The sequence below is a fragment of the Geothermobacter hydrogeniphilus genome (assembly GCF_002093115.1).
Taxonomy (GTDB): Bacteria; Desulfobacterota; Desulfuromonadia; order Desulfuromonadales; family Geothermobacteraceae; genus Geothermobacter_A; species Geothermobacter_A hydrogeniphilus.
In genome coordinates, this window is the sequence record NZ_NAAD01000004.1 from 165,595 (window position 1) to 188,007 (window position 22,413).

Below are 22,413 nucleotides of genomic sequence, written 5' to 3' on the forward strand. Positions count from 1 at the left end.
TTACGCGCTGTATGAATATTATTGTTGTTGGTCTCAGCCACCATTCCGCGCCGGTGGAAATTCGGGAGAAGGTCGCCTTCTCGCCGAATGACATGCAGCGTCCGTTGCGGCAGGTATTCGATCTGCCGGATATCGGGGAGGCGATGATCGTTTCCACCTGCAACCGGGTGGAAATCTATGCCACCAGTCGCGACCCCGACGCCGGCATCGCCGGTTTGCGCCGTTTCATGGCGGATTTTCACCAGCTTTCCCAGGATGACCTGCAGCCGCATCTCTACGATTACCAGGGCGAGGAGGCGATTCGTCATGTTTTCCGGGTTTCGGCCAGCCTCGATTCGATGGTGATCGGTGAACCGCAGATCCTCGGTCAGATCAAGACCGCCTATGGCTACGCCGCCGAATTCAAGACCGTCGGTCTGATCCTCAACCGTTTTCTGCACAAGGCCTTCTCGGTCGCCAAGCGAGTGCGGACAGAAACCAATATCGCCGGCAACGCGGTCTCGGTGTCCTTTGCCGCGGTGGAACTGGCGCGCAAGATTTTCGGTTCGCTCGACAACAAGACGGTGCTGCTGATCGGGGCCGGAGAGATGTGCGAACTGGCGGCCAAGCATTTTATCAACAACGGTGTCGGTCGGGTGCTGGTCACCAACCGGACGTTCTCCCGGGCGGAGAGGCTCGCCGCCGAGTTTGCCGGGCGGGCGATCCCCTTCGAGGAGTTCCCCGAGCATTTGCACCTCGCCGACATCGTCCTCACTTCGACCGGCGCGCCGACCTGTATCCTCGATCGTTCCCGGGTTGAGAAGGTCCTCAAGATCCGCAAGAACAAACCGATGTTCTTTATCGATATCGCCGTCCCTCGAGACATCGAACCGCAGGTCAACGGAGTGCCCAACGTCTATCTCTACGACGTCGACGATCTGCAGGGGGTGGTTCAGGCCAATCTCAAGGAACGGCATAAAGAGGCGAAGAAGGCCGAAGAGATCATCGACCTGGAGATCGGCCAGTTCCACGCCTGGATGGGGACGCTCCAGGTGAAGCCGACCATTGTTTCCCTGCGGCGCAGGTTCGAGGAGATTCGCCGCGGCGAGGTGGAAAAAACCCTGCGCAACCTCAAGCATGTCGACAAGAAACAGGAGCAGGCCATCGAAGCCTTGACCTCCGCGATCATCAACAAGATCCTGCATCCGGCGATCAGCGCCCTGAAAGAGAAGCAGAATGGCGAGGGGGACAACTTCGTCGATGCCGTACGGACCTTGTTCGCCCTCGAAGGAACATCGGGGGAGACGCAATTCAAGCCGCTGGCGGTGGATGACGACGACCTCGAAACAGATCAACCGACACCCGATCAGAGTCAAGGAGCGAAATAATTATCATGGCGAAGAAAACCCTGCGCATCGGCACCCGTGCCAGTCAATTGGCCCTCTGGCAGGCCAACTGGGTCAAGTCCGAACTGGAAAAACGTTATCCGGATCTCGAAGTCACTCTGACCAAAATCAAGACCCAGGGTGACAAGATTCTCGATGTGCCGCTGGCGATGGTCGGCGGCAAGGGCCTGTTCGTCAAGGAAATCGAAGAGGCGATGCTACGCGGCGAGGTCGATATCGCCGTGCATTCGATGAAGGATGTGCCGACCGTTTTTCCCGAGGGGCTCGCCCTGCGCTGCATCACTGCCCGCGAGGATGTCCGCGATATCTGCATCCTCAAGCCCGGTTTCAAGAGTTTCCGGGATCTGCCGCAGGGGGCGCGCATCGGCACCTCGTCGCTGCGCCGCAAGGCCTGTCTGCTGCAGGTGCGACCCGATTTTCAGATGGTCGACATCCGCGGCAATGTCGAAACCCGCATTCGCAAGCTGACCGAAGAGGATCTCGATGCCGTGGTGCTGGCCGCCGCCGGCATGAAGCGGCTCGGCTTCGGCAACCAGATCTCTGAATATCTGCCGGTTGATGTTTCCCTGCCGGCCATTGGTCAGGGAGCGCTCGGCCTGGAAAGCCGCATCGATGACGACGAAACCAACGAGCTGATCGATTTCTTCAATGAACCAGAAACCGCCGCCGCGGTCACCGCGGAGCGAGCCCTGCTGGCCCGGCTCGAAGGCGGTTGCCAGGTGCCGATTGCCGCCTACGGTACGGTTGAGGAAGAACGGTTGACCCTCAGCGGCCTGGTGGCCAGCGTCGACGGCAGTGAGGTCATCCAGGGGCAGGTCGAGGGACCGGTCGCCGAGGCCGGACAGCTTGGGGTCTCGCTGGCAGATGATCTGCTGATTCGCGGGGCCGGCCGGATTCTCAACGCGGTTTACGGCGTCGAGACCTTCCACCCGAACAAGGAAGACGTTTAACCCGCAGCCGATGGCAGAGCAGATTTTATTTTCCGGCATGGTTTACCTGGTCGGCGCCGGGCCCGGTGATCCCGGGTTGATGACGATCCGGGGGTTGGCCTGCCTGCGGCGTGCCGAGGTGGTGATCTACGACTACCTGGCCAACCCGGTTTTTCTTGACGAAGCTCCGGCAGCGGCGGAGAGAATCTATGTCGGCAAGACCAGTGGTTGCCACCATACGTCTCAGGCGGACATCAACCAGTTGCTGATTGACAAGGCGCGTACCGGCAAACAGGTGGTCCGGCTGAAAGGGGGCGACCCTTTCATTTTCGGTCGCGGCGGTGAAGAAGCCCTGGCGCTGCATGAGGCCGGTATCCCCTTTGAAGTGGTTCCCGGGGTCACGGCCGGGTTCGCTGCCGCCGCCTATGCCGGTATTCCTCTTACTCACCGGGATTTCACCACCAGTCTGGCGCTCTTTACCGGTCATGAGAAGCCGGAGAAGAAACTTTCCAGCCTCGATTGGAGCAAGCTGGCAACCGGAGTCGGCACCCAGGTGTTTTACATGGGGATGGCCAACCTGGCGGTAATCAGCGAGCAGCTGGTTTGCCACGGGCGTTCCCCGAAAACGCCGGTGGCGGTGATCCGCTGGGCGACCACGCCGCGCCAGCAGGTGGTGGAAGGGACTCTGGCCGATATCGTTGACCGGGTCGCGACCGCCGGGCTCAAGCCGCCGGCGGTGATCGTCGTCGGCGAGGTGGTCGGCCTGCGCCGGCAGTTGCGCTGGTTCGAAGATCGTCCGCTGCTCGGCAAGCGGGTGCTGGTGACCCGGGCCGCCGGTCAGGCCGGGGACTTTGTCCGCCTGCTTGAACAGCAGGGGGCCGAGGCGCTTCCCTGCCCGGTCATCGAACTGGTCGACCCGGAGGATTTTGCTCCACTCGATGCCCAGATTGAGCATCTGGCCGATTTTGACATCCTGATTCTGACCTCAGCCAATGCCGTGGAGCGTTTTTTCGCCCGCCTTCGCGGCAAGGGGCTTGATTTGCGTGCGCTGGCCGGTTTGCGGGTGGTGGCGGTGGGATCGAAGACGGCTCGTTGCATTGCCGCGCAGGGCATCAATCCTGATCTGGTTCCGGTCGACAGCCGTGCCGAGGGGGTGGTTGCCGAACTGCTGGCCGAGGGCGTCAGAGACCAGCGGATTCTCTACCCGCGGGCGGCGCTTGCCCGTCCGCTGATTCCCGAGCAGCTGACCGCCGCCGGGGCCGAGGTCGCGGCGCCGGTCCTGTATCGTACCCTGCCGGCCGCCGAGGGGGCCGGCCGTCTGCGGCAGGCGTTGCTCGGCGGACTGGATGCCGTGACCTTCACGTCATCATCGACCGTGACCAACCTGTTTGCTCTGGCTGACGAGGAGCAGCGCGCTCAACTGAGTCGTCTGCCGCTCTTCTCCATCGGTCCCGAAACCAGTAAAACCTTGCGACGACATGGGCTGTCGGTCGCCGCTGAGGCTTCTTTTTCGACCCTTGAGGGGCTGGTCGCCAGCCTGATCGAATATTATCGAAAACCGGCCAAAGGCTAAGGGCAAAAGGCCAAGGGGAAGGCCCTCTTCCCTGATTGTTGCCGTCAGCCTTTAGCCCTGTGCCCTTAGCCGACCCTGAGGAGTGCCCCCATGTTTTTCCCCGAATACCGCGGCCGGCGTCTGCGCCGCAATCACAATCTGCGCCGCATGGTGCGTGAAACTCACCTGCGTGTCGATGACCTGATCTACCCGATGTTTTCCGCCTTCGGCGAGCGGATCAAAAAGGAAATCCCGTCGATGCCCGGTATCTACCAGCAGTCGATCGACAACATCGTCGCTGAAGCGCAGGAGGTGCATGCTCTCGGCATCCCGGCGGTGATCCTGTTCGGTATTCCGGAATGCAAGGATCCTCTCGGCCAGGACGCCTATGATGACGAGGGCATCATTCAACGCACGGTACGCGCCATCAAGGAGGCAGTGCCGGAGTTGACGGTGATCACTGATGTCTGCATGTGCGAATACACCGACCACGGTCATTGCGGGGTGATCCGGGAGGGGGATGTCGACAACGACGAGACCCTCAAGCTGCTGGCTGCCGAGGCTCTTTCCCACGCCCGTGCCGGGGCCGATATCGTTGCTCCCTCTGATATGATGGACGGCCGGGTGGCGGCGATCCGCGAAATTCTCGATGCCAACGGTTTCAGCGACATCCCGGTGATGAGCTACGCGGTCAAGTACGCCAGTGCCTATTACGGACCGTTCCGGGACGCGGCCGATTCGACGCCGCAGTTCGGCGACCGGCGTTCCTACCAGATGGACCCGGCCAACCGTATCGAGGCGTTCCGCGAGGCGGCACTCGATGTCCAGGAGTGTGCCGACTTCCTGATGGTCAAGCCTGCCCTAGCCTATCTTGACATCATCCGCGATATCAAGGACCGTTTTGACCTGCCGCTGGTCTGCTACAATGTCTCCGGTGAATACTCGATGATCAAGGCGGCCGCCGAGAAAGGCTGGATCGATGAGGATCGGGTGGTGATGGAGACCCTGGTCGGCATGAAACGGGCCGGGGCCGACCTGATTATCACCTACCATGCCAAACAGGCGGCGAAACTGCTGGGGGCTTGAGGCCTCACGGCCTTGTCGAGGGAAATAAGCGGGGGCATCCACAGTGGATGCCCCCGCTTCATCTGGGTTGATTCCGGTTCGGGTGTTGACCCTTTTCTCCGGCAGAAAGCCACCGCTCCGGGTATAATGAAGGGCAGGAGCCTCTATGACTGATGATATCCCTTCGCCGCAGCCGTTGAGCCGTTCCGAACAGATTACGGCCATTTCTCACTATTATCGGGCCGAGGTGCAGCGCAGCCTCGCCTGGCGTGAGCGTCTCGACCGGACCACCAACTGGGCCGGCGTGACCTCGACCGCTTTTCTCGGCTTCGGCTTCGCTCACCCGGAGATCCACCATTCGATTTTTATCTTCGGTTTCGCCATCCTGCACATCCTGCTGTTTATCGAAGCGCGGCGTTTTCGTTTTTACGATGCCTATGAATATCGTGTCCGGTTGTTGAATCAGCACTTCATTTACGATATCTTGGCGCACGGCACCCTGCCGACCGATTTCGATGCCGCCGATGAAAGTTACTGGCGCGCCGAACTCGCCTCGGACCTGCGTTATCCGCAATACAAGATGAGCCTGCGGGCGGCCCTGGCCCGGCGGTTGCGGGCCAATTACATTTATCTTTTCACGTTGCTGGTGCTGGCCTGGCTGGTGAAGATCTGGATTCATCCGGTGGTTGCCACCTCCTGGTCCGCGTTTGTCCGCCAGGGAGCCATCGGCATGCTGCCCGGTGGTTTCACCTTCGGTCTGATGGGACTCTTTTTCGCCTACCTGTGGTTGCTCAGCCGCCTCGGGCGCAAACCGAGCGGCGGGCGGGACCTGCTGCATAGCAAATAACCAGTCGAGACGATCATATCCATGCCTGTTCACGAAGAAGTTCTGCCCAATGGCCTGCGCCTGGTGCTGGCCGACATGCCGCACCTGCACAGTCTGGAAATGGTCTGCTATGTCGGGGCCGGAGGCCGCAACGAGACGGCCGAACTTTCCGGAATTTCCCATTTTGTCGAGCACATGCTGTTTCGCGGTTGCGAGGGGTATGACGACAGCATCTCACTGGAGCGGGCATTCGAGGCACTTGGTGGGGCCGTCAATGCCACCACCGATGCCGACACCACCTGTTTTTTCAGTCGCCTCCATCCCGAGCGTCTTGCCGAGGGGGCTGATCTCTTTGCCCGTTTGCTCTGCAAGCCGCAGTGGAACGCGATTGAGACCGAGCGGCGGATCATCCTGGAGGAAGCCCGGGAGGATTTGAACGAGGCGGGGGAGGTTATCAACAGCGATACCCTGACCAATGCCCTGCTGTGGCCCGACCATCCCCTCGGCCAACCGCTTATCGGTAGTGAATCGACCTTGCGGAAGATCGCTCTGCCGCAGCTGCAGCAGTACCATCGCAGCTATTACAGCCCGCGGAATGTCCTGGTCGCCGTGGCGGGTAAACTGCCGGGGCCGCGGTCCTACGAGGCGCTCCGCGAAGCCTTCACCTCCTGGAGAGGGCCGGAGGTCGCCGCTCCGTTGCCGGCTTCGCCCCTGCCGGAACAGGGCTGTCCGCAAAGTTGCTGGGTGCACGACTCCAGTTCCCAGTTGAATCTGCAGTTCGCCCTGCAGATCCCCTGGGGAAGATCTCATCCCGATTCCTTTGCGTTGCGTATCTGGCGGCGTATTCTTTCCTGGGGTGGGACCTCACGCCTGATGCTTCGACTTCGCGAGGAGCTCGGCCTGACCTACCATGTCGAGGCCGGCCTGAACATGTTGAGCGATACCGGCTGCCTGACCGTTGACCTGGCCGTCCCTCCGGAGCGGCTGCTGCAGGCGGTGGAGGAGGTTCTGTCGCTGCTGCTGGAAATGGGCAGCCGTCCTGTCGCCGAGGAAGAACTGCAACGCACCCTGCGCAACTTTCGCTATGATCTTGATTACAGTCGCGACCTGCCTGAAGAATTGGCGGTACGTTATGGTTGGGGCACATTGGTCGGTTACCGACGCAGTTTCGAGCGGGACCTGGCCGATGCCGAGGCCCTGACTGGAGAGACACTGCAGCGGGTGGCTCGTCAGTTGCTGGTTCCCGGGAGGTTGGCGCTGGCGGTCGTCGGGCCCTGGCGGACTGCCGATCGTCCGAAGGTGGAAGCGATGCTGGAACACTGGGCGTGACCGGTACCGGTCCGGCCGCTACATCACACATATCAGCCAATTTCGCACCACAGCTGCAAGACGCTGGATCAAGGCGCAGGCTCGGTGAGCGCGGCGGCGTAGCGGCAGCTACGTCGCACAAGCGAAGCGAGTCTGCAACGCAAAGTTGATGAAAAAGCCGGCGTCCTCACGACACAAAGGGCCCTGTCCGGAGAGATTCCGGGCAGGGCCCTTTGTTATTCAGTTGAATCAGAGCCCGAGGTACTGCGGTACGACTTCGGCAATGGTGTGGAAGATTTTGCGGAACTCGTCCTCGTTGCGTTCCAGCAGAGTGATACGGAAACCGCGTTCGGGGGTCGAGAAGGAGGAGAGCGGGACCACGCAGATGCCGGTGGAGGCGAGCAGGTAGTAGACGAAGCGCTTGTCGAGGGCGATGTCCGGTTCGGTGACCAGCTGTTCGACCAGTTCTTTGACTTCCGGCGATTCTATCGGCAGACTCTGGCGGTCATTGAGGCTCCCTCGTTCGAAGACCACGCTCATGTAGAAGGCGCCATTGGTGCGGTTGACTTCCAGACCGGGAACGTCCTTGAGCAACTCGTAGGCGATATTGGAATACTTTTCGTACCGGGCCGTGCGCTCCTTGAGCCAACCGGGATATTCGGGATGACTGAGAATCTTCGGGATCGCTTTCTGCGGCAGGGTGGTGGAACAGACCTCGACCATTTTCGAATCAAGAATGCTCTGGATGTAACGGGCGAAGACCGGATCCTTGTCGGCATTATAGACCTCAATCCAGCCGCATCGGGCGCCCGGCCAGGGCGCTTCTTTGCTGATGCCCTTCATTGAGATGCCCGGCACATCACCGACCAGGTCGGAGAGCGGCCGGGTCATCTGGCCATTGTAGACAATGTTCTGGTAGACCTCGTCGATGATCACAAACAGGTCATATTCCCTGGCCACGGCGATCATTTCGCGGAGGATGCGTTCCGGGTAGACGGCGCCGGTCGGGTTGTCGGGATTGATGATCAGCAGACCGGCGATGGAGGGATTGTATTTGATCGACAGCCGCAGGTCATCGAGGTCCGGATACCAGTGGTTGTGGGGGTCGAGACGATAGGTCACCGGGGCCTGCCCGGAATGGGCGCCTTCCGCCGAGGAGTGGGTCGAATAGGTCGGTGAGGGGCCGATAACCCGCGCCTCGCGGCGCATCAGGCCGTAGACTTTCTGGATGGCGTCGCCGAGGCCGTTGAAAAAGATGACATCCTCAGCCGTGATCTGCGCCCCGCCGCGGGCGTTGGTCTGTTCGGCAAGGAACTGGCGGGTTTCCAGCACACCCTTGGTCGCACAGTAGCCGTAGCTGCAGTCCTGCATCGCCAGATCGGCGACGATTTTTTTCATCCAGACCGGAATTTTCTCACCCTTGGCGATCGGATCACCGATGTTTTCCATATTGGTCTTGATGCCGAGCTGTTGCAGCTTTTCGGCAATCTCAACGATCGCGCGGATTTCGTAAACCCATTCTCCGGCGCCGATGTGGACGATATTCTTGCGCATTTCCAGCTCCCCTGGCCCGTTCTGGTCGGGCGTTGACTCTGATTCAGGTGCGAATCAGCTGATCCAATAAAAAAGGCCATGGCAGATGCCATGGCCCGTCGTTATCAAGTCGAATGCGTCAGCATTCTCCGCCATGGACATTTCCGAAGCCGTCGGTCCCTGCGGCCGCGGCGAAAATAGCTCGTGCTGCCGCGGCAGCCGGAAAATCTGCAGAAAAACAATGCATGTCCATGGTCTTTTCCAATGGTCAACTTCTCTAGCATATCGGCGACGGCAAAGTCAACAGATTCTCCCGGTTTCGCAGGTAATTTGCAAGTCCTGTCGTTCAGTTGCAGGACAGGAGTGATAGAATGATGGCAAGGGAGTCTGCCATGATCCGTTTCACGTTTTTACCCCTGTTGATTGTTCTGCTGCTGTCGAGTTGTACTGAACCGCCGCTGGTGAGGCGAACGCCGGACCCCGCGGCTTCGGTCCCCTATCGTCTTTCCCTGGATTTCAGTTCCGCTCTGCCCGATCCCTTCTATCTGTTCGCGGGGCCGATGGAAACCTACAATCGCTATCCCGTGAATGGCGCGTTGAAGAGGTTGCTGACCGAGACCCTGAACCGGCAGCAGGAGGCTGCCGGCTCTTTACAGGCGGTCATCGCATTTCGGCTGCTGGCATTGGTTCCACGGTTTGATCAATATGGCCTGCTGAATTTTCCGGTTATGAGGACCGCCATGGTCTTTGGAGAAAAAAACTTTTTCCTGCAACGGACGGCAATGGATGGCGGGGGCGACGGCGGGATCGATTTACCCCTGGAAGTTCACCGCGGCGCGACCCTGATCGGCGAGTTGCAGATTTTGGTCGAAGGCCGGGTGATTCATCGACAAACCCTGGAGATTGTTGACCGGGAGGTGATTTACCGGGATGATGACAATCGGTCGAAATATCGCTATTCCGACCGGTTCGATTTCGGACCGGTGCTGGAGAGGGTGTTGCTGAAGAGTGCGGCCGAGGTGAGCCGAATCGTTGCCCGGACACTGGGCACGAGCAGTTGACGGTTTGTGCTGACGGTTGCCGGTTTGGACGGTTCGCTCAGAAGGACCGGCGTTTCTTGCGTGAGATTTTACCCAGGATCCAGCCGAAAAAGAGAACTCCGGCGCCCGCCAGGAACCACTTGATACTGCCGGTGGTGAGCAGGGTGGCGTTTTCCTCTTCCAGACGCGCTGCTTCCGCGGCCAGACGATCGTTTTCCTCCTTGAGCTGATCTTTTTCCCGGGTGATCTGCAGCACGTTGCCCGAGGCATCGAGCAGCTGCTGGTGTGCTTCAGTCAGTTGCTGCAGTTGTCGGCGGGTCTGTTGCAGGTCCCTGGTCAGTTTGTCACGCTGCTTCTGCAGGTCGGCCAGGGTCTGCTGCTGTTGACTGCTGCCGGCGGTGAGTTGCTGCAGTTTTTGGCGCAACTGCCGCAATTCCCTGTTCTGACGGTCGATGATTAGTTGCTTGGGAAGGTCAGCAGTGATGTACTGCTTGAGGACATACCCTTCTGTGCCGTCTGCTGAACGGACATGAAGAAATTTTCCTTCCTCGCCGAGAATCTCAACCTTGCTGGCGGTCTTGAGATGGCCGAGTGTCTGGTACTGGTTGCCGGCCGTGGAACGCAGGGTCAGAACCAGCTGATCGGTCACATAGCCGGTTGCGGCAACGGCGGACAGCGCGGGGAGGGTCAGTCCGAGGACCAACAGCAAGCTGAGCATGGGGTGACGCATGACGGCCTCCTGACCGGATTCCGATATTGCGGGAACCGGTATGGACTCGCTGATTCAGGAATCATCAGCGGCTTCAAAAAACCCAAGAATATCCCGTCTTTGCGCCAGAATCAAGTAGCAATCGACCGCCGCGCGTCACCCGTGCCCTGTCAGGGGGGGGGAGAGGTGGTTTGCCGGCCGCCCGTTGACCGGACGGATTCTCGCGAGCAGGTTGTCAGTCAGTATTGGCCGTCGTGGTTTCAGCCCCGGTTTTTCCCACGGAGAGGGTACCTGCCAGCAGGTCATCGAGGATCGCGACGCCTTCCCGGGTATAGGGATCTTTACGAACCTGCTCTTCCCATCGCTTGTGCTTGGCGGCTTCATCAAGGGGCTTGTCGGTATCCTTGTCCATAGCGAGACCGTCATGAAAGGCGTTCGGATCATCGTTGCTGTCATCCATCTCGGCACGTTCCTTTCGTGCCTTGGCGATGTTGAGGGTGAGCCGGGTTTTGTTGCGCCGTTCTTTGACTTTTTCGGCATCGCTGACGATTTCCTGGAACTCCTTGTTCTTTTCCAGCCGCTTTCTGCTGTTTTCTATCAGCACCTTGAGGGATTGTTTCGGTCGCGGCCAGGGGGTGTAACGGGCCGCCGGCACGGTGTCCCAGGGAAGGGCGTAATCCATATATTTTTCGCCGCTTTTGACATACTGCATACGATCCGGCAGGATCAGGTCCGCTTCGACTCCCTTGTCCTGGGTTGAGCCGCCGCTGACGCGATAGAACTTCTGGGTGGTGATTTTCAGGGCCCCGAGCGGTTTGTATTTTTCCATGTTGCGGAAGGGAATGGCCCGATCGAGATCGAGGATGGTCTGCACCGTCCCTTTGCCGTAAGTGTGTTCGCTGCCGACGATCAGGGCGCGGTGGTAATCCTGGAGCGCAGCAGCGAAAATTTCCGAAGCCGAGGCGCTGAAGCGGTTGACCAGAACCAGCATCGGACCGTCGTAGGCAACGTCGGGGTCGCGGTCATCCAGGACCCGAACCTGGCCATTGCTGCTTTTGACCTGAACCACCGGACCCGATTTGATAAACAGCCCGGAAATCTTGACAGCGTCGGTCAGGGCGCCACCGCCGTTGTTGCGCAGGTCGATCAGCAGGCCGTCAATACGGCTTTTTTTCAGATCCTGCAACGCTTTTTCGACGTCATCGGTCACGTTGCGCCCGGTGCCTCCCTGGAAGGGGCCCTTGAAGTCGCGGTAAAAGCTGGGGATGCGGATATAGCCGAAGAGTTTTCCGGTTTTCGGGTCAGGGATAGTGGTCCATTTGACGAACGTTTCTTCAATTTCCACCACATCCCGGACGATGGGGATGACGCGGGTTTTGCCGTCGGCTTTCTTGACCGTCAGGCGGACCTCGGTTCCCTTCGGTCCGCGGATCAGTTCCACGGCGTCCCGCAACCGTGTGTCGGTGACATCAACCGGCTCTTCGTCACCCTGAGCGACGGCCAGGATGGTGTCTTCGGCCGCCAGTTCGCCCTGGCGCGCGGCGGCACTTCCGGGGATGACGCGGACGACCTTGATGAAGCCGTCCTCCTCACGCAGAGTGGCGCCGATGCCCTCCAGCGAACCACGCATGCCGATTTCGAAATCCTCCTTCTGCTTGGGAGCGAAATAGGAGGTATGAGGGTCGAAGGCGCGGGTGGCGGCGTTGAAAAAACGATCGTAATGGTCCCGGAGGGTGTCCTTGAGCAGACGGTCGAAAAAGTGGTCGAAGCGCTTGGCGATCTTTTTCCTCGCTTCGGCCTGGGTTTCAGGTTTGGCGGAAGGATCCTTTTTGCCTTTCCCGGCCCCCTTCTTGTCGCTCTCGGGGTTTTCTTCCAGGGTCAGCATTCTCACCATCACCTGGTATTTGAGGATCTTGCGCCAGCGCTCTTTCAAGGCCGCGCTGTCGGCAACCCATGCCAGTTTTTCCGGGTCGGATTCCAGTTCTTCCTCGCGACTGAAGTCGAATTTTCGGGTCAGCAGTTCGGCAACAATTTTTCTGACCTGGCGGATGCGCTTATCGAGCAGCTGTCCGGCGATGGCCGGCAGTTCAATCTGGCCGAGTTTGAATTCATCATCGATGCGATCGGCATAGGCGCGCAACTGAGCAACGTCGCTGGCGAGCAGAAATCGTTTTTGAAAGTCGAGTTGTTTCAGGTAGAGGTCGAAGGTTGCTTCCGAGAACTTGTCGTCGATAGCCTTATGGCTGAAGTGGTGCTGGGTCAACTGCTGACGCAGCACGTAGCTGAGCAATTTTGCACGGTTGGCGACGTCGGCATCATCCGTGGCCGGACGGGCGTGGGCGAGGCTTGCGGTCAGCGGATTGAGCAACAGCAGCAACAGGGAGAAGACCAGGGAACGACGTAACAGGTACATGGCGAAGTGTTTCCAGTTTCTGACCATCCGGCAGGTGGTCGTTCAAGGGTTGAGACGGTGATTCCCGGGGCCGGTCCGCCGGGGTATCATCCGGTGGGAAAGGGTTGTGCGGAACCGCGGGCTGTTATTTTCTCGCTATAAATTACCACAGTGAGCCCTCTCCCGGCAAACAAAGGGGTGCGAAAAAGGTCGATTATTTCTTTCCTGAATCAGTGAACTCATCGCCGGTGAACAGCACAAGGGACTCACTTGATTCAGGTTGACATAGATTGCCCGGATGTCCGTAAGGGGGGATGCACTCTGATCAGATCCGGATATTGAGTCGGGTCTGCGGTTTTTGATCCGTTTCGACGGGTTGTTGGTTGTTGCTGAGTTGCGGCCCGGCCGCCTTTGCGGGGGATGAGACCGGCAGGTTTGCGGTCGGTGGCGGGGACAGGGATGGTTGATACGCGGATGCGCTCAATCCGGCATCCGGCAGCCGGTTGCCAGGTGATTGCCGGGCGGCCAGTTCCCTGGCTTCCCGGCTGATGGAAACCCGGTCCGGTCCGGAGCTTTTTCTATCGCTGGAGGCGGGTTGGGAAAGAGTCTTCTCCGGGGCCCCGACACCCTGCGGCGACCGGTTTGAAATGGTGACTGTGTAGGCGTTTGCGGCGGAAGCAAGCTGCATATCGGGCTGGTCCTCAGGGTGAGACGATACGACTGTAAAGATACTCTTCGGTTGCCGGTGGCGTGGTCTTTAAGATTTTTCGTCCTGCGACCGAAAAGATAAGTATAAATGCTCCGGAGGATTTTTTTCAGCGGGCGAAAGGTGCAGAGTCCGCACCCGGCTGGGCCTCGATTGCGCGGTTGAGGTCGGTAACGTTGACGTTCCGCCGCAGATGTGCCAGGAATTCAGCAAGAACCAGGGCGTCGCCGAGAGCCCGGTGACGCGCCGGGCAGTTCAGGTCGTGACGGGCTATGACCGCATCGAGGCTGTGGCGTCTTTCCTTGGGGAAAAGCTTGCGGGAAAGACGCACGGTGCAGAGGACTGGCGCCTGAAAACGCTGTCCGCAGCGATCGAACTCCTGCTGCAGGAAGCTGTAATCGAAACGGGCGTTATGCGCTACCAGCAGCCGGCCTTCGAGCAGCCGGGCAAGTTTCGGCGCGATATCCGCAAAGAGCGGCGCCGTTTCCAGCATGGTGTTGCTGATGCCGGTATAGTCGGCGATAAAGTCCGAGACCGGGGTTTGCGGATTGACCAGGGACGACCACTGCTGCTCCTGTCGCCCCTGGTTGCAGAGAACCAGGCCGATTTCGATGATCCGGTCGCGGGTCGGTCCGGTCCCGGTTGTTTCCAGATCGAGCAGTGCCAGCGGTCGGTCGAGCAGGGAGGGTTCCGGGGGATCGAAGAGCCCGGGTTGCTTCAGCATTCGAAATCGACGGCGATCACCGAGGAGCAGATTTCCTTGACGTGTGCCACCACCCGCTGGTGGTCGGGGTGCACCTGGTAGGCCCGCATCGCTTCCAGATCGTCGAACATCGAAACCAGGGCGAAATCGTAGGAACGGTCGGAGTGGATGATGTCACGGCCGAAGACAAACTCGCGGATCAGTTCGATTTTCTCCGGCAGCTTGCCGAGGCCTTCGGCCAGGCGTTCGATGTCGGCCGGGCCGGTGGTTTCCTTGAATTTGAAAAATACCAGGTGCTTGAGCATGAGGAGAACTCCTTGTTGATTCAGGTCAACCCGTAGCATAGTTGAAGGACATTGTCGTTGTCTACTTCAGTCCGGCATTGTTTGAGCGCACAAATCTCCGGCCGGGGGTTGCATCCCGCTGTTGGTCGGATAGAGTCGTAAGACCCTGAAATCCGTATTCTCCCACGCCGTTCTGTTGGTTTGCAGTCAGCGGTTGCAGATGCCTGGAGAAGGTTTTTGCTCGATGAAGGATAACGTCATGCAGATGCAGAAAATCAATCGGGACAACCTGTTCCGACTCAAATGGGCCTACACGACCCGCAATGTTGATCGCAGTCACGTCGGGTTGTTGTTGTCCGGTGATGTGCGGCCGGCCGCTGGAGACCTGACCCTGGCGCGGGTTGATGAAATCGGCCAGCATCGCCGCCTGGAACTGACGACCAGTCGTCGGGCCGATCTTTTTGAAGGTGACCATATTGTCGTTGCGTTCGGCAATCGGTATGCTCCCGATCAGTTCGAGGGTGTGGTCCCCGAGCATCTCGGACCCTGTCGGCTGGTGGCTGCCGGTGGTGTCGCAGCGCGGTTGCTCAACAGTCATGACCGGATGAAGCGGGCGACCCGGATTACCACTTTGGGCCTGCTGGCCGATGCTGAGGGGAACCGGCTCAACTTACGTTCCTATCGTCTGCCGCAGTCGGTCGCCATCGATTCTGAACCGCTGATGCTGGCGGTGGCCGGGACCTCGATGAACGCCGGCAAGACGACCGCCTGCGCCAACCTGGTCAAGGGGCTGGTGCGGCGCAGACTGAAAGTGGCCGCCGCCAAGTTGACCGGCACCGGGGCGGGCGCCGACTACCGACTGCTGGTCGATGCCGGAGCGGATCCGGTTTACGATTTCGTTGATGCCGGCTATGTCTCGACCTACCGGATCAGCCGGGACGCGCTTTACGATGTCGTGCTGACCCTCTGTGGTCGGTTGACGGCGACGCGGCCCGAGGTCATCGTCCTTGAAATCGCCGACGGCATTCTGCAGCAGGAGACAGCACAGGTATTCGGTATGGCGGAGTTCGCCGACCGTCTTGACGGGGTGATGTTCGCCGCCAACGACGCTCTCGGTGCCCAGGCCGGGGTCGCCTGGCTGGCGGCCCGTCAACTGCCGGTCATCGGGGTGACCGGGGTGCTGACGTCTTCACCACTGGCGACCCGTGAAGCCGAGGCGGCAACCGGTCTGCCGGTGTTTCACACCAGCGCGCTGCAGCATTCCAATGTTGCGGCTCTGATTTACAATTGCCTGCGCAGTCGGCGGCGGATTCTGGTTCAGGACTCCGCCGCGGCTGCTCAGCAGGCGGCAGCGGGTGGTTCGTGAACGCCCCCGAACTGCCGCCGATTTTCGCCCGTCACCGGCGGCTGCTCTTTATCCGCCTGGTGATCAACGGCATTCTGCAGGCCCTGGCGATTATTGGTTCCATGCTGCTGGTCCGGCATGCCTTCAACGTGCTGCTCAATCCGGCTTATGATGACCCCGAGGTTAATCTCTACGAATTGACCGATGTCTGGCAGATCGTCTGGCTGGCCGTGGGGTTGCTGGTCTGCACCGGGTTCGCGGCCTGGCTGCGCTGGCTGGAGCGGGTCGATGCCGAAAAACTGGGGCAGGATTATGTTCATCGGGTGCGGCTGCTGCTTTTTGACCGCATGCGTCGTTTCGCCCCCCGGGCCATGAGCCGGCGCACCACCGGCGCCGCGATGCTGCGTTTCGTCGGCGATCTCAATTCCCTGCGCCGCTGGGTCAGCCTCGGGCTGGCGCGCATTGTCGTCTCTGCGGTGGTCACCGTTATCGCCCTCGGTTTCCTCTCCTGGCTTGATCCGTCTCTGGCGGGGGTTTCATTGCTGCTGCTGGCCCTGGGGCTGCTCTGGAACATCCGTCTCGGCCCGCGTCTGCACGGCGTTATTTCCGAGGCGCGCCGACGGCGGGGGCGGCTGGCGGGCAATATCAACGAGAAGATCCGTTCTTTTGCCGTTATTCAGGCGTTCGATCAGGGGGCGCGGGAACGGCGGCGATTCGGTCGCCACAGCCTGCGGCTCCGTGAGGCGATGATTGACCGGGCGCGGGCGTCGGGACGGATGCGGGTGGTGACCGACGGTGCGACCGCGGCCTGCATGGGGCTGGTTCTTTCCCTTGGCGCCTACCAGGTTTTTCGCGGCATGACCACCTCGGGCAATGTCGTCGCGGCGATGACGGTGGTCGGCTTTCTCTCTTCGGCGTTCCGTGATCTGGGGCGGGTCAACGAGTATCATCAGAGCGCCCGGGTGTCGACGGAAAAGATTCTCAGTTTCATGCGGACCCGGACCCTTAAGGGGCGCTCATCGCGATTACCGCCGCTGCGTCTTGAGGCCGGGCGCATCGAGTTGCGCGACCTGGTCCTCGGTGACTATCTGCGCGGCATCAGCGCGGTCGCCGAGGGTGGCTCGCGGGTGGCGCTGGTCGGTGACAATGGCGCCGGCAAGTCGACGCTGCTGCATGTCGTCGCGCGGCTGATCGACCCGGACAGCGGTACGGTGTTGATTGATGGTCAGGACATCGCCAGATGCCTGCTTTCTTCGGTACGGCAGGTCTTCGGCCTGATCAGTCCCGACCTGCCGCTGATGCGCGGTTCGGTTCGCTACAATCTTCGTTATCGTTGCCCGGACGCTCCTGCCGAGGAGGTCGCGAGGGTTTCCAGGTTGTGCGGGCTGGATGAGTTGCTGCAGGCGTTGCCGGGGGGGGAGGATTACCGGGTGCAGGAAGGCGGCAGCAACCTTTCTCTCGGACAACGCCATCGACTTGCCATTGCCCGGGCCCTGCTCGGTCGGCCGGGGATTCTGATCATCGACGAAATTGACGCCAATCTTGATCCTGATGCCGCCGCGGTGCTGGACCGGGTGCTGGAGGATTTCGCCGGGACGGTCATGATGGTGACCCGCAACCCGGCCCGCCTGGCCCGCGCCGATCAGCGCTGGTATCTGCAGCAGGGGCGCCTGGTGCGGATTGAAAAACAGGACCGCGCCAGCGGCTCGCTGGTCAGTCTGAACCAGAATCCGTGAGGCCATTCGAAGGAACAAGCGGGGCGTTCGCGTCCGCAGGACAGAGGGACCTGAAGATGTCAAAGGAATTGGAAACCGGAAAGGTCATGCGGCGTACGGTGGCCGCCACCCTGCCGCTCGATTATTATCTTTATCTGCCGGAATCCGGGATCAGGGAACAACGGGTTTTCGTCACCATCCATGGCATATCCCGCAATGCCAGGGAACATGCCGAGGGGTTTGCCGTCCAGGCGGAACGCTATGGCGCGGCCATCGTTGCTCCCCTTTTCCCCGAGGATGATTTTCCACGTTACCAGCGACTCGGCAATTCAGTTCACGAGGGGCGGGCGGATTCCGCCTTCGATCGTATCCTGCATGATGCCGCTGAACTGATCGGCTGTGATCTCCTTCCGCTGCGCGGCTTCGGTTTCTCAGGCGGCGGCCAGTTTCTGCATCGTTACGCCCTGTTCTATCCTCGCCGGGTTGAGCGGATGGTGGTCGGCGCTCCGGGCTGGTACACGTTTCCCGATCCCGGTCAGCGCTATCCCCTTGGCCTGCGCTCCTCGAAGGAGTGGCCCCGGCTGCGTTTCAACCCGGTCCGCTTTCTCAGCATTCCGACCCTGGTTCTGGTCGGGGAGGAGGATGATATTCGCGATGAGGATCTCAACAAGTCTCGGCGTATCGACGCCGTGCAGGGTCTCAACCGGGTGGAGCGGGGCCGTCGCTGGGTTCAGGCGATGAATGCCCTGGCCCGCGCCTACCAGGTTCCGGCACAGTTTCGCTGCGAGATCATTCCCAATGCCAGCCACGCCTACGAGAGCTATCATGCCCATCCAGCCTTCACCGAACGGGTCTTTACGCACCTTTTCGGTGTAGTCTGAATCAGGTTACAGTCCGAGCGGATTTCCCGGTTTGAAGGAGCGGTAGGTTACCGTATGCTGGTGATGACCGTTCTTTTTGACGATGTATTTCTTGTAGGTGCCGTTTTCGTTGACGATGATGCGGCACTTCTCCCGCAGCCCTTCCATCTGCAGACACATCCGGCCATTCTTGGTGACCCGCCAGTGTCCGAACCGTTTGATGCCCTTGCGCAGCTGGCGAACATCGCCGTTGGGGGCGTAATAGGTGAGACTGACGCGGTGTTTGACGGCGGTTATGGATTCGACGGTTTTGTCGGCGAACAGGAGCCTGATCTGTTCCCCGTTGAGGGTTCCGACCGGCAGATGCGGACGGTTTTTGTGCTTGCCGAAAGCGGGAGAGACCAGCAGGATCGACAGCAACAGCAGAGTGAGGATTGTTCGGCGCATGGGGTATCTCCTCAGAGTGTCAGCCACCTTTTCGAGGCTGATCAAAAATATCCGGATGCAAGGCGTCCGCAACCCTGCGGAATAAGGCGTACCGGAAGGTACGTCGTTGATGCGGGGGAAAGGACAACGCAGCAGATGGATGTTTTTCATCAGCCTGTTAGAGACCGAGCAGGTTGCCGTCGCGGAAGGCGATGTAGCGGACCACCGGCTGGTGTTGGCCATTTTGCTTGATGATGAACTTCACGTATTGACCGTTCTGCCTGGCGACCGCCCGGCATTTTTCCTTCTTGCCCTTGATCTGCAGACAGATGCGCCCTTTTTTGGTGATGCGCCAGTGGCCGACCCGCAACTTCCCGTTGCGGCGCTGGCGCAGTTCACCGTTGGGGTTGTAGTAGCTGACGGTTGACCGGCTGCGGGCGATGGTGATGGAATCGACCGTGCGGTTGGAAAAGAGTTCCCGAAGCTGATCGCTGTTCAAGATACCGGCCGGCAGTGAATAGTGCGGCCGGGAATGTCCGGTTTTGTTGTGTGTGGTGGAGGGGGTGCAGGCGGTGACGAGCAACAGCAGCAGGGCAAACAGCAGGGGGTGAAGTCGGAACATGATCTGGACCCTTTCCGGAGATTTTGTCTTGCAGGGAAGTATAGCATCCGTTTCGGTTTTGTCCGTTGCGGGGCATGAATTCGCCGCAACGGTTCAACCGGACGGCAGTCGGCTGGTCATGGCTCGAGAAACCGGCACCCGGGCGTGGAAATCAGTCTTCCGAGCGCAGGAAAAGGCCGATCTGATGGGGGATCTTGTCGCCCGGCAGTGAGACCACTGGCACCTCGGGGAGCGAACGCAGGAAGATGCGTCCGTAGCCGCGGCGGCGAACCCGGGTATCGAGAATCAGCACCACGCCCCGGTCTTCGCGATGGCGAATCAGGCGACCGAAGCCCTGCTTGAACTTCAGGACCGCCTGCGGCACGGTGTAGTCCATGAAGGGATCGCCGCCGGCGCGGCTGATTGCCTCGGCGCGGGCTTCGAGAACCGGTTCGGTCGGCACCTTGAACGGCAGCCGAACGATAATGACCTGTTCCAGGGCGCGGCCGGGGACATCGACCCCTTCCCAGAAGGAGTCGGTGGCGAACAGGACGCTGGCCGCGTCTTCGCGAAACTGTTTGAGCAGCAGGTGACGGTTGATCTCGCCCTGACGCAGGCAGCGGTAGCCGCGGGCTTCAAGCCCCGGGGCCAGTTCGGCGTGAACCCGCTGCAGCAGGCTGTAGGCGGTAAAGAGGACGAAGGTCCGACCGTCGGCAGCCAGTATCGCCTGCTCAATGAGCGGCAGGATACGGTCGGCAAAATCCCGTGCGTTCGGATCCGGCAGGTCGGTCGGTACCAGCAGTCGAGCCTGCCGCGGGTAGTCGAAGGGCGAAGCCAGCTGCAGGTCACGCAATCGCCCCGGTTCGGCCAGGCTGAGGCCGATGCGCTGGTGCAGGTAGCCGAAACTGTCGCCGACGGCCAGGGTCGCGCTGGTCATGATGACCGTCTTGAAGGGATCGTAGAGTGCCTGCCGCAGGCTCCGGGCGATTTCAACCGGTGCGGTCTGCAGGCGGGTGATCAGTCCTTCGCCGCGGCCGATGCGTCCCCGGCGCGTCTCCAGCCAGGTGCAGTTGTCGTCAGCGGCTGCGGCGAACGCAATCAGGTCGGCGGCGAGTTTTTCCAGTCGCCCGACCATGCCGGCCAGGTCGGTCAGCGTCGAGGCGGTTTCCTTGATCGCCCGGGGCGGCAGTTCGTCGCAGTTTTCGAGCAGGCGCCGCAGGTCGCCGGCCAGTTGCGCCGTTGCTTCCGCCAGGGATCTCACCTGCCGTTCGGTTTCGCTCCAGAAGGAGCCCTGTCGCGCGGCGGCGGCAATCCGCAGTTTCACCTCCCGTGCCCCGGCACCCTTTTCATTCTCCTGCTGCAGTCGCATTCCGATCTGTTCGAGGTCGGCGATGGCGCGGTCGAGGAGCTGCCGGCGGTTCTCCAGCAGGTCCTCGATGCGGTCCGCCAGATTGCGGTAGAGCTGATCGGCGCTGTCCGGGAGACTGCGGGCGAGCTGGGATTGCAGCCGCGGCAGCAGCCCCTTTTCGAATTTGCGTGGATGGCGCAGACGGTTCAGGGTCCGGGCGAAGGCGAAGCGGGTGACATTGGTGGCGAAGTAGCGGGTCGCCACATCTTCGAGATGGTGGGCTTCGTCGATGACCACCCGGGCAAAGGGGGGCAGCACCGCGGCGCTGGAATAGTTGTCGGTCTGTTGTCGAACCGCCAGGTCGGACAGCAGCAGGGCGTGGTTGACCACCAGCAGGTCCGCCCGGGCCGCCTGGCGGCGGGCGCGGTGCAGGAAACAGTGCTGAAAATGCCGACAGCGGGCCCGTCCGCACTGGTCAGGTTCACAGCAGACCTCTTCCCAGAGCTGGTCACGGGGCGGTACCGGCAGCTCATCCTTCGATCCCTCCGAGCTGTTCTCGGCCCACTCGACCAGGGTGTTCAGCTCCTCAGCCTGTTCCTGGTCGAACAGTCCGGGGTCACGGCGGGCCGCTTCCAGCCTGCGGCGGCAGAGGTAGTTGGCGCGGCCCTTGACCAGCACCGCATGGAACTGCAGTCCGCCGGCGCGGGCCAGGAAGGGGAGATCCTTGCGGATCAGCTGCTCCTGCAGGTTGATGGTGTTGGTCGAGATCACCACCCGCTCCTCGTTGCGCAGGGACCAGAGCAGAACGGGCAGCAGGTAGGCGAGACTCTTGCCGGTGCCGGTGCCGGCTTCGATCACCGCCAGCTGGTCGCGGTTGAGGGCCTCGGCGACGGCAAAGGCCATGCGCAGCTGCTCCGGACGGTTTTCGTAGCCGGGCAGGTTGCGGGCGATGACGCCTTCGGGGCCGAGCATTTCCCCGATTTCGGCGTCATCAAGCAGTGTCGTCTGTCGAGGAGCGAAGGACTCGACCACCACGTAGCAATGTTCGGCACGGTTGTCGATGATCTGGAAACCGACACCCATTTCGCCGAGCCGCGAAGCGATCTCCAGGTCGGCGTCTGAGGGCTGCAGATGACCGGAAGGATGGTTGTGCAGCACCAGGTCGCCGGGACGGCAGGTCTGCAGGATGGCCGGTACGGCTTCCCGGTTGCCCCGTGCCAGCACCTCGACCGAAATCAGCTCGCCGTGCTCATCGGTGTGCCCGAGAAAGAAGACTTCGTTGCCGTCGGCTTCGCTGATGGCGGTACGCAGCTGCTGACGGACCAGGTCGGAATAGGCTGAGGACAAAGGGAACTCCGGACGGGGAAGGTTTAGGGGGTGAGTATAGCCGATGTGGTGGGGTAAGGTCTATCGGCGAGGTCTACCGGCAGAGAATATATATGGAGCCAAGGGCGTGAGGCTTGGGGTCGCGGGGTCGCGGCCCCGCCCGCCGCCCTCCTCTTTTGTGCGCACAAAAGAGGAGGCAGAAAAAGCGCCCCGAATGTCTTGCCCGCTGGCGCGGGTACCCTCCGTTCGGCAGACGTTTCGGGGCCGGGACGAAAACTCGGCTGCGCCTCAGACATTCGTCCGGCTGTTTCCCGAAACGTCCACCTCTCTCCGGCGGCGACAACACGGGGAGGGCAAGTC

19 protein-coding genes are annotated in these 22,413 nt (G+C 60.8%); 10 read left to right on the top strand and 9 right to left on the bottom strand.

What is annotated here, in order from left to right; all coding sequences use genetic code 11:
* Nucleotides 1-11 precede the first annotated feature (11 nt).
* The 6 genes from hemA to B5V00_RS05325 all read left to right on the top strand — a co-directional run bounded on the left by hemA (nucleotide 12) and on the right by B5V00_RS05325 (nucleotide 7,086).
* A complete protein-coding gene (hemA, locus tag B5V00_RS05300) occupies nucleotides 12-1,367 on the top strand; it encodes a glutamyl-tRNA reductase (RefSeq protein WP_085009718.1) in 1,356 nt (451 codons plus the stop codon).
* A 5-nt stretch (nucleotides 1,368-1,372) separates the two neighbouring features.
* Nucleotides 1,373-2,335, top strand: coding sequence for a hydroxymethylbilane synthase (gene hemC, locus B5V00_RS05305; protein WP_085009719.1), 963 nt, complete (start codon nucleotides 1,373-1,375; stop codon nucleotides 2,333-2,335).
* A 10-nt stretch (nucleotides 2,336-2,345) separates the two neighbouring features.
* Entirely contained in the window at nucleotides 2,346-3,887 is a 1,542-nt protein-coding gene (cobA, locus tag B5V00_RS05310; protein WP_085009720.1) for a uroporphyrinogen-III C-methyltransferase, read from the top strand.
* A 90-nt stretch (nucleotides 3,888-3,977) separates the two neighbouring features.
* Nucleotides 3,978-4,952: a porphobilinogen synthase gene (gene hemB / locus B5V00_RS05315; RefSeq protein WP_085009721.1), complete on the top strand. Its 975-nt coding sequence runs from the start codon at nucleotides 3,978-3,980 to the stop codon at nucleotides 4,950-4,952.
* A 145-nt stretch (nucleotides 4,953-5,097) separates the two neighbouring features.
* Nucleotides 5,098-5,778: a DUF2270 domain-containing protein gene (locus tag B5V00_RS05320; protein WP_085009722.1), complete on the top strand. Its 681-nt coding sequence runs from the start codon at nucleotides 5,098-5,100 to the stop codon at nucleotides 5,776-5,778.
* A 21-nt stretch (nucleotides 5,779-5,799) separates the two neighbouring features.
* Nucleotides 5,800-7,086, top strand: coding sequence for a M16 family metallopeptidase (locus B5V00_RS05325; protein ID WP_085009723.1), 1,287 nt, complete (start codon nucleotides 5,800-5,802; stop codon nucleotides 7,084-7,086).
* 228 nt (nucleotides 7,087-7,314) lie between these two features.
* Here the strand turns inward: B5V00_RS05325 and B5V00_RS05330 are convergent, their stop codons facing one another.
* Nucleotides 7,315-8,619: a pyridoxal phosphate-dependent aminotransferase gene (locus B5V00_RS05330; RefSeq protein ID WP_085009724.1), complete on the bottom strand. Its 1,305-nt coding sequence runs from the start codon at nucleotides 8,617-8,619 to the stop codon at nucleotides 7,315-7,317.
* A 371-nt stretch (nucleotides 8,620-8,990) separates the two neighbouring features.
* On the opposite strand from B5V00_RS05330, the gene B5V00_RS05335 reads away from it, so the two are divergent.
* A complete protein-coding gene (locus B5V00_RS05335; protein WP_085009725.1) occupies nucleotides 8,991-9,659 on the top strand; it encodes a hypothetical protein in 669 nt (222 codons plus the stop codon).
* Between the two features lie 37 nt (nucleotides 9,660-9,696).
* Here B5V00_RS05335 and B5V00_RS05340 read toward each other — a convergent pair whose 3' ends face one another.
* From B5V00_RS05340 to B5V00_RS05360, 5 genes are all read right to left on the bottom strand, one after another.
* Nucleotides 9,697-10,368 (bottom strand): TIGR04211 family SH3 domain-containing protein, encoded by a 672-nt coding sequence (locus tag B5V00_RS05340; protein WP_085009726.1) that lies wholly within the window; start codon nucleotides 10,366-10,368, stop codon nucleotides 9,697-9,699.
* Nucleotides 10,369-10,582: 214 nt separating this feature from the next.
* Entirely contained in the window at nucleotides 10,583-12,760 is a 2,178-nt protein-coding gene (locus tag B5V00_RS05345) for a carboxy terminal-processing peptidase (protein ID WP_085009727.1), read from the bottom strand.
* 304 nt (nucleotides 12,761-13,064) lie between these two features.
* Nucleotides 13,065-13,427, bottom strand: a complete 363-nt coding sequence (locus tag B5V00_RS17145) for a hypothetical protein (RefSeq protein WP_085009728.1) — start codon at nucleotides 13,425-13,427, stop codon at nucleotides 13,065-13,067.
* A gap of 127 nt (nucleotides 13,428-13,554) precedes the next feature.
* Entirely contained in the window at nucleotides 13,555-14,169 is a 615-nt protein-coding gene (locus B5V00_RS05355; RefSeq protein WP_085009729.1) for a 3'-5' exonuclease, read from the bottom strand.
* Nucleotides 14,163-14,453 (bottom strand): Dabb family protein, encoded by a 291-nt coding sequence (locus B5V00_RS05360; protein ID WP_216355455.1) that lies wholly within the window; start codon nucleotides 14,451-14,453, stop codon nucleotides 14,163-14,165. The genes B5V00_RS05355 and B5V00_RS05360 overlap by 7 nt, the downstream gene beginning before the upstream one ends.
* Before the next feature lie 238 nt (nucleotides 14,454-14,691).
* On the opposite strand from B5V00_RS05360, the gene B5V00_RS05365 reads away from it, so the two are divergent.
* From B5V00_RS05365 to B5V00_RS05375, 3 genes are read left to right on the top strand one after another with little or no spacing between them, the layout of a single operon-like run.
* Nucleotides 14,692-15,798, top strand: a complete 1,107-nt coding sequence (locus tag B5V00_RS05365) for a P-loop NTPase family protein (RefSeq protein ID WP_139800667.1) — start codon at nucleotides 14,692-14,694, stop codon at nucleotides 15,796-15,798.
* Nucleotides 15,795-17,513 (top strand): ABC transporter ATP-binding protein, encoded by a 1,719-nt coding sequence (locus tag B5V00_RS05370; protein ID WP_085009731.1) that lies wholly within the window; start codon nucleotides 15,795-15,797, stop codon nucleotides 17,511-17,513. Before B5V00_RS05365 ends, B5V00_RS05370 begins: the two co-directional genes overlap by 4 nt.
* A gap of 56 nt (nucleotides 17,514-17,569) precedes the next feature.
* Nucleotides 17,570-18,373, top strand: a complete 804-nt coding sequence (locus B5V00_RS05375) for an alpha/beta fold hydrolase (protein ID WP_085009732.1) — start codon at nucleotides 17,570-17,572, stop codon at nucleotides 18,371-18,373.
* 6 nt (nucleotides 18,374-18,379) lie between these two features.
* Here the strand turns inward: B5V00_RS05375 and B5V00_RS05380 are convergent, their stop codons facing one another.
* The 3 genes from B5V00_RS05380 to B5V00_RS05390 all read right to left on the bottom strand — a co-directional run bounded on the left by B5V00_RS05380 (nucleotide 18,380) and on the right by B5V00_RS05390 (nucleotide 22,074).
* Nucleotides 18,380-18,799, bottom strand: coding sequence for a hypothetical protein (locus B5V00_RS05380; protein ID WP_085009733.1), 420 nt, complete (start codon nucleotides 18,797-18,799; stop codon nucleotides 18,380-18,382).
* 157 nt (nucleotides 18,800-18,956) lie between these two features.
* Entirely contained in the window at nucleotides 18,957-19,400 is a 444-nt protein-coding gene (locus B5V00_RS05385) for a hypothetical protein (RefSeq protein WP_085009734.1), read from the bottom strand.
* Between the two features lie 151 nt (nucleotides 19,401-19,551).
* On the bottom strand, nucleotides 19,552-22,074 hold the full coding sequence (locus B5V00_RS05390; RefSeq protein WP_085009735.1) for a helicase C-terminal domain-containing protein: 2,523 nt from the start codon (nucleotides 22,072-22,074) through the stop codon (nucleotides 19,552-19,554).
* Between the last annotated feature and the right edge of the window lie 339 nt (nucleotides 22,075-22,413).

Coding starts and splice junctions, on each gene's coding strand:
- hemA (WP_085009718.1), top strand. CDS start 12: ATGAATATTATTGTTGTTGGTCTCAGCCACCATTCCGCGCCGGTGGAA.
- hemC (WP_085009719.1), top strand. CDS start 1,373: ATGGCGAAGAAAACCCTGCGCATCGGCACCCGTGCCAGTCAATTGGCC.
- cobA (WP_085009720.1), top strand. CDS start 2,346: ATGGCAGAGCAGATTTTATTTTCCGGCATGGTTTACCTGGTCGGCGCC.
- hemB (WP_085009721.1), top strand. CDS start 3,978: ATGTTTTTCCCCGAATACCGCGGCCGGCGTCTGCGCCGCAATCACAAT.
- B5V00_RS05320 (WP_085009722.1), top strand. CDS start 5,098: ATGACTGATGATATCCCTTCGCCGCAGCCGTTGAGCCGTTCCGAACAG.
- B5V00_RS05325 (WP_085009723.1), top strand. CDS start 5,800: ATGCCTGTTCACGAAGAAGTTCTGCCCAATGGCCTGCGCCTGGTGCTG.
- B5V00_RS05330 (WP_085009724.1), bottom strand. CDS start 8,619: ATGCGCAAGAATATCGTCCACATCGGCGCCGGAGAATGGGTTTACGAA.
- B5V00_RS05335 (WP_085009725.1), top strand. CDS start 8,991: ATGATCCGTTTCACGTTTTTACCCCTGTTGATTGTTCTGCTGCTGTCG.
- B5V00_RS05340 (WP_085009726.1), bottom strand. CDS start 10,368: ATGCGTCACCCCATGCTCAGCTTGCTGTTGGTCCTCGGACTGACCCTC.
- B5V00_RS05345 (WP_085009727.1), bottom strand. CDS start 12,760: ATGTACCTGTTACGTCGTTCCCTGGTCTTCTCCCTGTTGCTGCTGTTG.
- B5V00_RS17145 (WP_085009728.1), bottom strand. CDS start 13,427: ATGCAGCTTGCTTCCGCCGCAAACGCCTACACAGTCACCATTTCAAAC.
- B5V00_RS05355 (WP_085009729.1), bottom strand. CDS start 14,169: ATGCTGAAGCAACCCGGGCTCTTCGATCCCCCGGAACCCTCCCTGCTC.
- B5V00_RS05360 (WP_216355455.1), bottom strand. CDS start 14,453: ATGCTCAAGCACCTGGTATTTTTCAAATTCAAGGAAACCACCGGCCCG.
- B5V00_RS05365 (WP_139800667.1), top strand. CDS start 14,692: ATGCAGATGCAGAAAATCAATCGGGACAACCTGTTCCGACTCAAATGG.
- B5V00_RS05375 (WP_085009732.1), top strand. CDS start 17,570: ATGTCAAAGGAATTGGAAACCGGAAAGGTCATGCGGCGTACGGTGGCC.
- B5V00_RS05380 (WP_085009733.1), bottom strand. CDS start 18,799: ATGCGCCGAACAATCCTCACTCTGCTGTTGCTGTCGATCCTGCTGGTC.
- B5V00_RS05385 (WP_085009734.1), bottom strand. CDS start 19,400: ATGTTCCGACTTCACCCCCTGCTGTTTGCCCTGCTGCTGTTGCTCGTC.